Origin of the sequence: Crocosphaera watsonii WH 8501 (assembly GCF_000167195.1) — a bacterium.
Lineage (GTDB): Bacteria > Cyanobacteriota > Cyanobacteriia > Cyanobacteriales > Microcystaceae > Crocosphaera > Crocosphaera watsonii.
The window spans coordinates 370,316-383,487 of record NZ_AADV02000001.1 but is presented as its reverse complement, the minus strand read 5'-3'; the positions used below and the strand labels follow the sequence as shown (position 1 = coordinate 383,487).

Below are 13,172 nucleotides of genomic sequence, written 5' to 3'. Positions count from 1 at the left end.
TACCTTAAACTGATTTAATGAGTCCCAGTCATCCCCGAAACCCTCGTCAAGTAATCAACTTTAGTAAACAGAAAGGAAAAGAAATAATCGCTAATTTTGATGGGGGACTAATCACTTCAGATGCGGGGATTGTCTGGATAGCTGAGTTGGATAAAAAACTGGGAATTACCGAGAAGTTTGGTAACTGTTTTCAAGATCATCGTCATCAATCTTATGTAGGGTTTGCTGAATAAAAGCAAAAGCCTATTCTTTAAAAGGTTACACCCATATTCGCGATCGCAAAAAAGATCAGCTTTGTCGGCTACAAACCGCTATAATTGGTAGAAGCACCTCCCAGTTGTTGGTCAAGAACAAATGTATCGAAAAGAGGAGCAACCTTTACCGCCCCCAGAAAAATTTGAATTACCTTTCGAGGGCAAATTGTCCCCCAATAATCGTTGGGTAATCATGGCAGAGTTGATGCCTTGGGATGATTTTGAGGAAGAATATGCTAAACTTTTTTCAGCAGAAAAAGGTGCGCCAGCCAAACTATTTAGAATGGCATTAGGGACATTAATTATTAAGGAAAAATTAGGAACAAGTGATAGAGAAACTATAGAACAGATTAGAGAAAATCCCTATCTACAATACTTTATAGGTTTAAATTGTTATCAACAAGAGCCACCACTGGAATCTTCAATGCTAGTTCATTTTAAGAAAAGAATTGATGGAGAATTGATAAACAAAATCAATAAAAAAATAGTAAAAAGAGAAATAGACAAGAGTGATAAAGAAGTAAAAAAAAAGGATTGTCTCCAAGAAAAAGGAGAAAAAATAAAAAATAAAGGTAAACTAATTTTAGATGCGACTTGTGCGCCAGCAGACATCAAATACCCAACGGATTTAGGCATATTAAATCAAGCCAGAATTGAGAAAGAAAGAATAATAGATAATCTTTATAAACCATTAAGAGTAAAATTGAGAAAAAAGCCGAGAACTTCTAGAAAAATTGCTAGAAAGGAATACTTAAAAGTAGCTAAAAAACGAAAAGTATCTTATCAAGAAAGAAGAAAAGCTATCGGGAAACAGTTAAAATACCTTAAGAAAAATTTAGGAAATATAGAAGACTTAATTCAAGCTGGGGCTTCCCTGGAAAATCTGAGTAAAAGACAGAAAAATTGTCTAGAGACTATCAAAAAATTTTATGAACAACAACAGTCAATGTGGGAGAATAAGACCCAGAGTGTTCCTCAAAGAATTGTAAGTTTAACTCAACCGCATATTCGTCCAATAGTGAGGGGAAAAGCAGGAAAACCAATAGAGTTTGGAGCTAAACTCTCAGTAAGCTGTGTAGATAACTATGTGTTTCTAGACAAAATAAGTTGTAATTGCTCACCGCAATAAAGAATCTGTCTTGACAACATAAAGGTAAAATCGGGGATTTTTATGTATAGTGGGGGTTATGACCACAAATGCTACCATTGATTCAAAGCTAGTTAGAGCTATCGCCGATGAACAGTTGGCGAACAATGTCTTCATGATTGAGTGGCTAGTCAAGGCACAACAACAGTTATCTCTTCAACAAAGACTGATTGACCAGCAACAACAACAAATCTCTACACAACAGCAAGAAATTGAAAAATTGAAAGAAGAGAGAGATAAGCTAAAAAACCGTAACTCAAAAAACAGTTCAGTCCCCCCATCATCAGACCCACTAAAAAAGCCTTCTGACAAAAAGAAACGCAAAAAAGGATTTAAACGCGGACCAAAATATGACCACCTAGGGAAGACCCGTAATGGTTTTGGTCAGCCCGATAAGATAGTCCCTTTAGAACTAGAAAACTGTCCTGTTTGTGGGGGTTCAGTGGAACGAGATGAAGTAGTTCCCGAAAAAGTCCAGCAAGTGGCTGAAGTAGTAGACCAACCCATAGAAATCAGGGAATATCGTCGCGGATTCTATAAATGTCCTAGTTGTGGATGGTCAGATTACAGTCCTGTTCCATTGGGAGTTAAAGAAGGATTCCGTTATGGGGCGCGATTAAGTAGCATCGTGGGCTGGCTTGGCTATGGGGGTAATCTTACATGGCGTAAACAGGAACATTTTATAGAGTATGTCTTTGGCATTCCCATTTCTCAAGGGAGCCTTGCCAAAATGCACAAATGGTTTCAAGAAAGTTTAGAACCCTTGACCCAACAGTGGTTAAAGTACATCCAGCAGCCAGGAATCCGATGTGTTGACGAAACCAGTTATTGCATCGATGGCATCAAGTATTGGGTTTGGGTAGCCACATCAAATGAGGTCTGTGTGTTGATGTTGGCTCCCACTAGAAGCTCCGCAGAAGTCGAGAAATTGTTAGGAGCAGATTTTAAGGGCATCCTCACCAGTGACTGCTATAGTGCCTACTTTAGACAAAGTGCGATGGCCAAACAGAAATGTCTGGCACATTTAGAACGAGAGTTAGAGTCCCTTAAAACCAGTCGTTTTCAAGCGAATCGAGAATTTGCTGCCGATGTACAGCAAGTTTTAGCAACCGCCCGTATCCATTATCGTCATTATCATGCTCGAAATTTAACCCTTGAAGACTTAGGCTCCAAAAGAACAGAAGTCGAGAACTCACTGCAAAAGATTTTTAAAGCAACTCCCAAAAAAGGATGGCCTTATGATGCACAAAGATTGATTAACCGTCTCAAACGTCATTGGGAAGAGTGGTTCACCTTTCTAACTTATCCTGAAGTCAAACCAGATAATAATGATGCTGAGAGAGCTTTACGTCCCATTGTCATTCACCGCAAAGTAAGTGGGGGGGCAAGAAGCGACTGGGGTGCAGAGTTAGTCACCCAAATGTTCAGTTTTTTAGAGACCATGAGATTACAGGGGCAAAATGCCATTGTCCAATTATGCGAATTATTTTCATTAGCTGGTCGGAGTCCCCCAGGATTAGAGATGTAAAAGGCTCCGGAGCCGATGGGGGATAGATTTTTCTTGATCGCCCTATCTCTCTGCACAAAAATACACAGGATTAGCGGATAATCTCCGCTAACAAAAAACTATCTTACTATTCTTTTTTTTCTCATATTGTTGTTTTTATTTGAGGTTTTTAAAAGACTTGATTCTGGGAATGTTAGTCATTAAAATAGCCGTAATAAATTAGCTTAAATTTTACGCTAAATCACAGGGCTTATATTTTTGTTGACTCAACTGATGTTGTTTGTAGTGCTTTTCAATAAGACTTTTTTGTTGCGGTGAGCAGTTACAGTTATACCTGGAAAGAAGAAATTGTTACTTATGGTGGAATCAAGCAAACTTGGTTAATAGTCTTGAGTGAAAAAAGACAGAAAAGTAATTTGGAAAAACTAGAAAAACAACTTTCCCAAGAAGAGAAGAAATCCCAAAAATTTCTTAAAGAAATACAATCTGAAGAATTTGAACATCCTCAAGCTGCTCGATATAAATTAAAAGCTATTAATAAAAAATTGAGATTGTTGGAAATAAAAGAAGTTGAACTGATTGAAACTTACTCAAAAAAAAAGGAAAAGATTTATAAAATGATTAGTCTGATCATCGAAAAAGATGAAGAGATAAGTAGAAAGACTAAAGAAGCAGGAAAATTTATTTTAGCAACTAACTTAGTAGAGGAAAATAAATTAGAAGCTAGTGAAATTCTGATAACTTATAAAAATCAGCAATCTACGGAAAGAGGATTTCGATTTTTGAAAGATCCCTTATTTTTTACTGATAGTTTCTTCGTTGAAAAACCAGAAAGAATAGAAACAATGTTATTTTTAATGTCTTTGTGTTTGTTGATTTATAACTTGGGGCAAAGAGAATTAAGAAATTGTTTAAAAAGAGTCAAAAAAGGAATAAATAATCAAGTAGGGAAAGTAACATTGCGTCCGACTTTGAGGTGGATATTTCAATGTTTTCAAGGTATTCATTATGTGATTTTAAACGGAGTTAAACAAATTGTCAATTTAACAGAAGAAAGGCGTTTTATATTGAGTTTATTACCTGCATCTTGTCAAAGATATTATCTATAAATTGAATTGGATAAAGCAAAAATAATAAAAGAATAAGAGTCTAATGATATCAAATGAGAAGAGGAAACTCTCCTTCGTTTGTGCTGAGTCTTGCTAAGTTTTCAATGAGTATAAATCTTCTTAATTTGATTATTTTTCCTAAAAATTTAATGAAAAGAGAAATATTCTTGCCCAGGTATGATTTTCGGACTTTTTAAAACTATGTATTTTTTTATACTACATTTTGAAGTGCGGAATCTGGGTTCTATTGAAAATGATGCCACTATTTCTGAGGCGGTAACTGAAACTGAGACAAACTGCTGTGACAAGGATATAATCAGCGATACAGAAGTTGAGCTAAAGTCGTTACCCTCTGAAACTGAATCTGAAAATGAGGTAACTGACGTTGATTGGGAAGACGTGGTGACTGAAATTGATCAACAGATGACTCGACTTGGTTGGGATATCGAACGAGGACAACGGTATCTCATTGGAAAATATGGCGTTCGCTCTCGGATTAAGTTAAGCGATCGCCAACTCTTAGAATTTCTCGGTTATCTCAAATCAATCCCCACGTTCCGAGTAGGGCAAACAGTGCTTTTTCAAGGTGTGAGGGTGATGATTGAGCGATTTGTTAATGATGTTGTGGCTGTGGTTAGATCCTCTGAGAACCCCAAAGACAAAGCCTTTGAAGCGGCGCTCGTTCATCTTAGTCTGGTCTAAGGCGTGGAGGAAAAATCCCTTTGTTTGGGGTGGGTTGTCACACTGATTTCTACATTGTGATTGAGCCGACCTAAGATCAGGATAAGTCGATCAATAGTAAAACGTCTGAGATTCGCACCACGAATGCGAACAAACTCGCTGTGATCTACCCCAGTTTTCTCTTGTGCCTGACGGGTTGATAAATCTTCTTGGTCTAAAACCTTGATGATTTCTGCTGCCAGCAAGGCTTTTGCTTGGCGGACATCGGCTTCCCCATCTCCCATGTCTTTATAGACATTGCCACTTCCATGTACCAATTCTAAGGGTTCTTCTGTCATGAGAGTGCCTCCCGTAGTTGTTTAAGTCGTCTCTTAATCAGTTCGACCTCTTGTCGAGGTGTTTTGATACCTATTTTTGATTTTTTCTGAAAGGCATGAATCACCCAAATGGCTTCCCCTAGTTGCACTGCATAAATGGTTCGATAGGCATCACCCTTAAAAGGTAGTGCTATCTCAAAAACTCCAGACCCCGCGCCTTTAAATGGTTTGGCTAAGGATGACTTCGCCCCTTCTGCTGCAATAGTTAAAGCATCAAGAACAATATCCTGCGCTTCAGAGGGAAATTTTCTAAAATCCTTTTGTGCAGCTTTAATCCACGATATACGCCGAGTATTACGCATACCCTTATGGTGGCATAATTGTCACCTGTCGTCAACGATTCTATCTCCTCGTGGTGCGATGATGATGTCAGTTGACAGTTACCCTGCTATTGATGGTAACTTCTCGTAAAAAGGTAACGGCGATAATGCTGATGATGTAAAGGTTTCAGACAACGACTCTAATCCTAGTGCAGCTTGGCGAAAGTAATCCACCAGATTTTTACAGAAACTTTCGTGACTAGCCACGACAATGTGTTTCAATGAAACTAACGGAAGAATCTCGAAGTTGATGTCCATGATAAAAGCATTGCCAATTAACCTCTCCAACCTACAGAAAACAGTACTCCAACAAATAGTGAGAGGGACAACAAACCCCTATCGCCTTGTTAGACGAGCCAAGCTAATCTTAGCCGCAGCATCAGGAGAGAGCAATAGTTCGATTAGTCGAAGATTAGAATTAGACCGAGTACAAGTGCGTCAGTGGCGATCGCGATGGTTTGAGGAGAGAGAAAAACTGAGTGCCGCCGAAGAACAACAGGTAACGGAGAAAGCATTAATGGTCTTGATCAAAGGAATTTTAAGCGATCGCCCAAGACCTGGAACAACAAAATCCTTTACGGTCGAACAAGTAGTCCAGATTGTAGAGATCGCTTGTGAAGAATGTGAAAAATCAGACAGACCAGTGAGCCATTGGACACCTTCAGAGTTGGCGGATGAAGCCATAAAAAGAGGAATTGTCGAAAAGATTTCCCCCCGTAGTGTGGGGCGTTTTTTAAAAAGAAGCGACATTACAAGCACATCTCGTTCGTTACTGGTTAAATGCCAAAATTGATGATCCCTTAAAATTTAAAAAGCAAGTCAAATATATCTGTGAACTTCATCAAGAAGCTAAAACTTTGTTAGAACAAGGAATTCATTTAATTAGTACAGATGAAATGACAGGGATTCAAGCTCTTGAGAGATTATTTCCGAACAAAAGAATCAAGCCTAAACAAGTAGAAAAAATCGAATTTGAATATGAAAGACACGGAACTTTAAGCTTGATTGCGAACTGGGATGTGGCAAGAGGAAAAGTTGTTAGTCCCTCTATTGGACCGACAAGAACAGAACAAGATTTTTCTGAACATATCCAGAGAACGATTAAGATTGATGAAAAAGCAGAATGGATTTTTATTGTAGATCAACTCAACACTCATAAATCGGAAAGCTTAGTCAAATTAGTAGCAGAAAGCTGTGAAATTACTATTGATTTGGGGAGAAAAGGAAAGGAGGGGATTTTGCAATCTATGGACAGCAGAGCAGATTTTTTATCAGATGAATCTCATCGAATTCGCTTTGTTTATATTCCCAAACATACATCGTGGCTTAATCAAATTGAGTGTTGGTTTTCGATCTTAGTCAGGCGTTTACTCAAAAGAATTACTGTCCGTTCAACTGAAGAACTATCCCAAAAAATTCTCAATTTTATTGATTACTTTAATCAACATTTTGCTAAGCCGTTCGTTTGGAAATTTAAGGGCTTTAAAGATCATAAGTGACTGGTGGATTATTTTTGCTAAGCTGCACTAGACTGTATCGCAGTTCACCATCAGAGTCCACAAGAGACAATAAAGCACGACGAACCCTTCCATCAGCATCTACCACAATATCAGAAAACCCCACTTGTCCTGATTCACTCAACACAGGAGGAGCGGCAACTCGACTGCTGGCTATTTTTTCAGTACCAAATAAAATAGAAGTTGATTGAAACAATTTAACTAAATCACTATGGCCAGGTTCTACAGGCAAATCTCGATAGAGATCCAACCCTATTCCTTGAGGATTTTGGGCTTTTATATTAGTAATTGTTTTGGCTAAAATACTATCAGGAATTGGCCACTTTCCTACCTCGGTTAAATCTCTTTCATCGATAGTGACAATGGCAATGCGAGGATCTGAAGGTTCCAGCGATCGCCAACGAAAGAATTGATCCAACATAGACCATTCTAGTCCTTGTAATAATCCACTCCAGCGCAACAAAAGGACAAATATAGTCACACTCAAGCTAATTACAGGTATCCAAACAAACCCAATTCGCCTTTTTTGGGCTTTTCTTTTGGCTTTTGACCTAGTAGATGCTAATAATTGACTAGCTTGTTCTGTAGCTTCTAATAATTGTTCTGTTTGTTGTTTCGCTAAGGTTTGACTAGCGACCAAAAATCGATAGTCATCATCCCAGAGACGTTTTCCCAACGCCCAGGTTAAGGCATCCTGCAACTGAGAGCCTTGTAATAAACAAGATTGATCTTGACCCTCTGAAGCTATCCAAGCTCTTATTTCCTGGGCATAGGGGCGAAATTTTTCTAAGTTCTTTTCAACCCAATGTTTACTAAAAACTGTTTGACAAACAAGATTATAAACCTTGATTTTTCCCTCTTTTTCCACCACTAATCCTGACAGTCGTAATTTCATTTGTTCCGCACTACCGTCAGCAGGAATTTCTCCTTGACCAATAATTTCTTGATAAATTCCTAGCAGTTGTACTGCTTTTTGTTCATTTATAATTATCCTATCTCGTATCGTTCTCAAATGTTGGGGTTCGTCTTGAACTTCCCAATTTTCAATAAGAGAATACTGTATTACTTGTGCAACTAATTCTGAATCTTTCTGTAAATTAGTAATCTTATCACGGTCAGCACGAATTACTAATTTACAGATTTTTTGTGTTAGAAAAGGTTGACCACCTGTCCAGTGTAATATATCTTTTATTACTGCTTCTGGATCAGCAAATTGCTCTTTTAAACCTTCAATAAGTGGTTGAACTTCATCAAATTAAAACCCTTGTAACTGAATAGCTTGACCAATATTAAACGGGGTTTGAGTTTTGTCTTGGATTAAATCTGAAGGGGTTGCCACTCCTAACAAGGCAAAAGTTAACCGTTGATAGTCAGCATAGGTATCTCGTTGGTCATGGCAATAACGAATGAGTCCAAAAAAATCATCAAGAGAAAATTTTTGACTAAGAACTCGATCAATTTCATCGACAAAAATAACAATTTTTTGTTTAATTTCGACTAATAATATTTCTTCAATAAATAAACTTAAACGTTGTATGGGGGTCAACAATTCTAGGTGTTCTCGCCACCAAGTTCGCCATTGAATTTTTGAGGTTAGTTGACAACCGCTAACCAAAGTGTAAAAAATTCCTGCGTACCATTTTTCTGGGGTAGCATCTTGTGTTCCAATTCCCGTTAAATCGATAAAAACACAAACTATCCCTTCTGCTTGTAGTTTTTGCATAGTTCGTACTCGCAAACTAGATTTACCCATTTGCCGAGAATTAAGCACATAACAGAAGTTACCCCCTTTTAAGGCTTTATAAAACTCTAAATCAGCTTTTCGAGTCACATAACTGGGTGCGTCACCGTTAAGACTACCCCCGACTTGATATTGATAGCTTGACTTAATTTGAGTCATAATTTAAAGCCGCTAATGAGTATTAACTACAATTTACGAGAAGTTGCTAAACTCCTTTGAAAACTGAGCAACCTTAACCAAAAAGAGGGATATCGCTCTTGTAGTTGATCAGGAAGTTGTTTTAATAGTTGGTTAAACCAACCACCAAAGAGTAGATTTTTCAAACTATCAAACGTAAACTCAAAATAAGAACCTAACCAACGAATTAAATCCTTATTTCCTGCCATTTCCCAGATCCAAAGCAATAAAGCCGGATTTTTGCTGGCTGCTTTCAAGGCAAGTCGACTAAACATTAACCAAGTTGTCTTATCCTTGATAAAGGTATCTGCGACTTCTGGGGGAGAGTCAGCTAATAAACCAAAAAACGTATTTAACATGGAGTTAATACGCTGTGGTGGTAATATTTTACCCGTCGGAACCATCATTCCCTTAGAAAATAGCCAAGTTACCGCAACATTACTCTGATAAGCCCGAATTTGGTTTAAATCCTCTGCTTTGAGTAAATTATGCTTTAAAGAAAAATCCAGTAAATAGGTTAATTTATCCAAATTACGGACTAAAGACCCAAAACCCGTGAAAATTAACGGAGATTGTAAAGAGGCAGCGTCTCCAATAGCCACCAGTCGATCAAAAGCTATTTTACGATCGCCTTTCCCCACACTAAAATGACCAGGAATATAACCAAAAGTGGGCTTTTTCCAGGTCAATTTTTCGAGATCACAACGGCGGTATTCAGGTAAAATATTGAAAAAATCTTCGTACATTTCCAACAAAGAGCCAGGGTTTTCAGGGTGTACTTGATGGTAATGAAAGAGATAAAAAGTCAACTCATCTCCTTCCCCTGGGAACAACTCCCATATTAACTGTCTACCGCGAGAAATATCCCCATGAGAGTTTAAAACATCACCATATTGATGATCCCAAACTTCAGTATCCATCCCTTCAATAACCGCTCCAACAGTGGGACAAACACTATTAAAAGTTTGCTTACCATTCAACTGCCAAGCAATGGGGGAAGCGGTTCCCATAGCATCTATCAATAAACGTCCCCGAACTTCTTTGCTTTGGCTCGTTTCTAAATCAACTAGATTAACTGTTACTCCTTCTGGATCAATATTAGCTTTCATGAATTCGCTTCTATCCCAAATTTCTCCCCCTGCTTCTTTTAATTTATCACCGCATAACTTCAGCAGTTTAGTGGTATCAATAGCAATATTTAAAACCGTTGGAGTATGCAAAATATCAGCTTTCAAATAACTAGGATTATTCCCATCAAAAAACTTATTAAAGCCATCCACATATTCTTGAGCAATAATAGATTCAAATTCAGCCGATGTAAATAAACCCAAGTTAATCAAACTTTGAAATTCAGAACGAGAAATATTCCACTCACGGTTCATCCGTCCAAACGCCAACCGTTCCATCAATAGTACCCGATAACCTAACCGTGCCATTACCGCAGCGTGAATGACCCCCAAAGCACCGCCAACATAAATTAGGTCGTATGTCGTCTGAGAAGACGGAGAAGGCTGATTTTGTTGAAAAATCACTTGTTTGGGTTGTTGAGGATTTTTAACACTTTCTCGCCATCGTTTTTCCCACCAGTAAACCCGTTGTAAATCTGTGTTTCCTTGGGGCATTTTACGGAAAAAATGCACTGTTTTTGGATAATAAGCTTCTAAAGCATCAAAAATTGAAGCAGCAGCCGTATCTAACTCAGGTAACTGAGGATATTGTTGAGGAAATGCTTTTCTAATCTCTTTTTCCAAGTGACGACAGACCTTTGTTTGTGAAGGAAAAGGTTGATTTCCCCAAGCAAAAATTTTTAGGTAAGTGGTTCGTTGTACTGACCAAACAAAGATGGATAATTCAGTCTCTCCTGGTGTTGAGGGAGAAACTTCAGAAATGACTTGTAAACGAACCCCATTTGGTGTAGGCTTTTTCTTGCCCATTGGAGGATTCCAAAGCTCTTGTAACCAGTGACAGACATCATCGGTGTTGGGATTGGGAATTTCTAAATAAGTGATTTCCTTCATTACGATATGTTAAGAAAAGCAAAAATAAGCCAAAGTACAGATTCCATTTGGTTGAAAGTAAGCTAGACTTTCCGTTACTGTATTCTGAGAGAACCTTAAAAAAAGTTTACAATTTGTGACCGATTTAGACAATTGACGATACCCTTATGCATTATCCCATTCCTGCGAGTCCAGAAGAAATATTTGCCCTGCGTAGTAGGCCAGTAGACGAAGAAATGATCGCCGTTGCTATTACGGGAGTTGTTAATCTTGCCCGTTCTCAGGGACAATCATTAGATGATTTAACCGCCGAAGTCTTAGAAGACGATCCTTTATTGGATCGGGTTCAACGTCGTTGGTTGAGTGATTTAATTCGCCAAGTCTGGCAAGCTTTCCCTTAATTAACTTAAATGTGCCACTAACAGATATTCTAGAAGTTGGCTAATTTACCAATAATACGATGATCCATCAACCACCAGCAGGCGCAAGAGACTTACTTCCCCTAGAAGTTGTTCAGAAAGCTTGGATTAATGATACTCTCCAGCAAGTGTTTGGACAATGGGGTTATCAGCGTATTGTGACATCCACCATCGAAAGACTAGACACCCTCAAAGCTGGGGGGGCGATCGAGGATGATACTGTGATCCAACTCCATAATAACAGTGGTGGACAGTTAGGTTTACGACCAGAATTAACCGCTTCGGTTGCTCGTGCAGCAGTCACACGGATGATAGATACCAGCTATCCTCAAAGACTATGTTATCGTGCCAATGTTTTTCGTAACCCTCCCAGTAGTGATCACGGTAGACAATTAGAATTTTATCAAGCCGGGGTAGAATTATTATTTTCTGGGGGAACTTTAGCCGATGCAGAAATTCTGCTTTTAGTGACTAATTGTTTACAAAAATTACAAGTTCCTAACTGGTATCTTATTTTAGGAGATGCCGGACTAACGAGATCCTTATTATCACCCTTTCCTGAAGCGTTACGACAGAAAGTCCGTAATTGTTTGTCTTCGTTAGATTATGTTCAGCTGGAAAGTTTAGACTATCCTAGTGAGGAACTAAAACAAAGAGCTATTTTATTGTTTAATTTACGGGGTAAACCGGAAGATGTCTTATCAAAAGTGTTGGATTTAAGTTTAGATGAAACAGGAAAAAGTTGTCTAAATAATTTAAAATCTTTGATAGAGTTAGTCAATAAGAGTGCTTCTCAAGAGTTACCTTTGACCTTAGATTTAAGTTTAATTCAAACCTTTGATTATTATACGGGTATCACTTTTAAAGTTATTGAACAAACTAATAATAAATTACAAACTTTAGGACAGGGAGGTCGTTACGATCAATTATTAGGGGTCTATGATCCTGAACAAAAATCAGCCCCAGGAATTGGTTTTTCACTCAATGTAGGGGCTTTACATCGTTGTCTGTTGTCCACAGAGATTTTACCCCAAAAGGCTAATTTAATCGACTATTTAGTAGTAGCAAAAAAAACTGAATCTCAAATAGAAGCTTTAAAATATGCTCAAAAATTAAGAGAGGATGACCCCTCAGTACGAGTTACTATTGACTTAGAAAATAGAAACGATGAAGAAATAAAAAAAGATGCTCAACAAAATGGAATTAAAACTATTGTTTGGATAGAAAAAGGACAAGAACCTATTATTAACTGAGTTCAAAAGTTACCTAAAATTTGTCTAATTTACCTTTTTATGATTAGGAGAAAGATGGTATGATTAAATAAGTTTAACGTCAAAAAAAGAGGTTAACTTTCGTTGGATTTTATTCTGTCTAAACACGCAGCCGATGAATTAAATAAAGCAGGGAGATCCCAAATTAAACAAGAGTGGATTCATCGTACATTAACGACTCCAGAGTATTTGGATCAAGATAATAGAACTAATACAATTCGTGTATGGAAACGAATTCCAGAGTTTGGTAATCGAGCGTTGAGAGTAGTTTATAATCCAGATACAGAACCTATTACAGTCGTTACAGTTTTTTTTGATAGAGGGTATAAAAGATGAGTTTTCAGATTAATTATGATCAAGAAGTAGATGCAGCTTATTTTCGTCTTGAGAATGAGACAGTTTTAGATTCTGAAGAAATTGCGGATGGGATTATTGTTGATTATAATCAACATAATAAGATAGTTGGGGTTGAGTTATTAGGAGTAAAAACCATCAACCTTGGCAATTTAGCTGTACTTATTCCCCTTTTACCTGAATCATTTAAAGCACAAATTAAAGACTTTTTTTCCTTAGAGTTTAAAACAATAGAAAAAAGCACATATTAAAGGATAATAATTAAGGACATAGGAAAGCTTATAATTTTAAGGTAATGGAA

At 37.6% G+C, this 13,172-nt stretch carries 14 protein-coding genes and 3 pseudogenes; 11 read left to right on the top strand and 6 right to left on the bottom strand.

Going from position 1 to position 13,172, the window contains the following annotated elements; all coding sequences use genetic code 11:
• Window positions 1–17 precede the first annotated feature (17 nt).
• The 5 genes and pseudogenes from CWATDRAFT_RS01895 to CWATDRAFT_RS36885 form a co-directional block, all read left to right on the top strand.
• Window positions 18–218, top strand: a pseudogene (locus CWATDRAFT_RS01895) (transposase); the annotation flags it as partial.
• Between the two features lie 136 nt (window positions 219–354).
• Window positions 355–1,362: pseudogene (locus CWATDRAFT_RS01890) on the top strand (IS5-like element ISUnCu10 family transposase); the annotation flags it as partial.
• A 70-nt stretch (window positions 1,363–1,432) separates the two neighbouring features.
• Window positions 1,433–2,929: an IS66-like element ISCwa4 family transposase gene (locus CWATDRAFT_RS01885; protein ID WP_007303390.1), complete on the top strand. Its 1,497-nt coding sequence runs from the start codon at window positions 1,433–1,435 to the stop codon at window positions 2,927–2,929.
• 305 nt (window positions 2,930–3,234) lie between these two features.
• Window positions 3,235–4,017 (top strand): annotated as a pseudogene (locus CWATDRAFT_RS01880) (IS1634-like element ISCwa1 family transposase); the annotation flags it as partial.
• Window positions 4,018–4,218: 201 nt separating this feature from the next.
• Window positions 4,219–4,719 (top strand): hypothetical protein, encoded by a 501-nt coding sequence (locus CWATDRAFT_RS36885; RefSeq protein ID WP_157134028.1) that lies wholly within the window; start codon window positions 4,219–4,221, stop codon window positions 4,717–4,719.
• Here the strand turns inward: CWATDRAFT_RS36885 and CWATDRAFT_RS01870 are convergent.
• The 3 genes from CWATDRAFT_RS01870 to CWATDRAFT_RS36880 all read right to left on the bottom strand — a co-directional run bounded on the left by CWATDRAFT_RS01870 (window position 4,716) and on the right by CWATDRAFT_RS36880 (window position 5,602).
• A complete protein-coding gene (locus CWATDRAFT_RS01870) occupies window positions 4,716–5,036 on the bottom strand; it encodes a helix-turn-helix domain-containing protein (protein ID WP_007303387.1) in 321 nt (106 codons plus the stop codon). The two genes, CWATDRAFT_RS36885 and CWATDRAFT_RS01870, sit on opposite strands and share 4 nt — an antisense overlap.
• Window positions 5,033–5,377: a type II toxin-antitoxin system RelE/ParE family toxin gene (locus CWATDRAFT_RS01865; protein WP_007303386.1), complete on the bottom strand. Its 345-nt coding sequence runs from the start codon at window positions 5,375–5,377 to the stop codon at window positions 5,033–5,035. The genes CWATDRAFT_RS01870 and CWATDRAFT_RS01865 overlap by 4 nt, the downstream gene beginning before the upstream one ends.
• Window positions 5,378–5,455: 78 nt before the next feature.
• Window positions 5,456–5,602, bottom strand: coding sequence for a hypothetical protein (locus CWATDRAFT_RS36880; RefSeq protein WP_198138930.1), 147 nt, complete (start codon window positions 5,600–5,602; stop codon window positions 5,456–5,458).
• 4 nt (window positions 5,603–5,606) lie between these two features.
• Here CWATDRAFT_RS36880 and CWATDRAFT_RS01860 point away from each other — a divergent pair, with 4 nt between their 5' ends.
• Together CWATDRAFT_RS01860 and CWATDRAFT_RS01855 are read left to right on the top strand one after the other, a co-directional pair.
• A complete protein-coding gene (locus CWATDRAFT_RS01860; protein ID WP_007303385.1) occupies window positions 5,607–6,188 on the top strand; it encodes a helix-turn-helix domain-containing protein in 582 nt (193 codons plus the stop codon).
• Window positions 6,189–6,252: 64 nt separating this feature from the next.
• Window positions 6,253–6,894: a transposase gene (locus tag CWATDRAFT_RS01855; protein ID WP_007303384.1), complete on the top strand. Its 642-nt coding sequence runs from the start codon at window positions 6,253–6,255 to the stop codon at window positions 6,892–6,894.
• Here CWATDRAFT_RS01855 and CWATDRAFT_RS39210 read toward each other — a convergent pair.
• From CWATDRAFT_RS39210 to CWATDRAFT_RS01845, 3 genes are all read right to left on the bottom strand, one after another.
• The gene (locus CWATDRAFT_RS39210) at window positions 6,878–7,924 is read right to left on the bottom strand and encodes a CHASE2 domain-containing protein (protein ID WP_007303383.1); all 1,047 of its coding nucleotides are present in this window, start codon (window positions 7,922–7,924) and stop codon (window positions 6,878–6,880) included. The genes CWATDRAFT_RS01855 and CWATDRAFT_RS39210 overlap by 17 nt on opposite strands.
• 243 nt (window positions 7,925–8,167) lie before the next feature.
• Complete coding sequence (locus CWATDRAFT_RS39205) at window positions 8,168–8,743, bottom strand: AAA-like domain-containing protein (protein WP_232286931.1); 576 nt, start codon at window positions 8,741–8,743, stop codon at window positions 8,168–8,170.
• Window positions 8,744–8,838: 95 nt separating this feature from the next.
• Window positions 8,839–10,848 carry an FAD-dependent monooxygenase gene (locus CWATDRAFT_RS01845; protein WP_007303381.1) on the bottom strand — a complete coding sequence of 670 codons (2,010 nt, stop codon included), beginning with the start codon at window positions 10,846–10,848 and terminating at the stop codon, window positions 8,839–8,841.
• Between the two features lie 146 nt (window positions 10,849–10,994).
• On the opposite strand from CWATDRAFT_RS01845, the gene CWATDRAFT_RS01840 reads away from it, so the two are divergent.
• The 4 genes from CWATDRAFT_RS01840 (at window position 10,995) to CWATDRAFT_RS01825 (ending at window position 13,122) form a co-directional block, all read left to right on the top strand.
• Window positions 10,995–11,228: a hypothetical protein gene (locus tag CWATDRAFT_RS01840; protein ID WP_007303380.1), complete on the top strand. Its 234-nt coding sequence runs from the start codon at window positions 10,995–10,997 to the stop codon at window positions 11,226–11,228.
• 59 nt (window positions 11,229–11,287) lie between these two features.
• The gene (locus CWATDRAFT_RS01835; RefSeq protein WP_007303379.1) at window positions 11,288–12,499 is read left to right on the top strand and encodes an ATP phosphoribosyltransferase regulatory subunit; all 1,212 of its coding nucleotides are present in this window, start codon (window positions 11,288–11,290) and stop codon (window positions 12,497–12,499) included.
• 102 nt (window positions 12,500–12,601) lie between these two features.
• Window positions 12,602–12,853: a DUF4258 domain-containing protein gene (locus tag CWATDRAFT_RS01830; protein ID WP_007303378.1), complete on the top strand. Its 252-nt coding sequence runs from the start codon at window positions 12,602–12,604 to the stop codon at window positions 12,851–12,853.
• The gene (locus CWATDRAFT_RS01825; protein WP_007303377.1) at window positions 12,850–13,122 is read left to right on the top strand and encodes a DUF2283 domain-containing protein; all 273 of its coding nucleotides are present in this window, start codon (window positions 12,850–12,852) and stop codon (window positions 13,120–13,122) included. The genes CWATDRAFT_RS01830 and CWATDRAFT_RS01825 overlap by 4 nt, the downstream gene beginning before the upstream one ends.
• The last annotated feature ends 50 nt before the right edge of the window (window positions 13,123–13,172 follow it).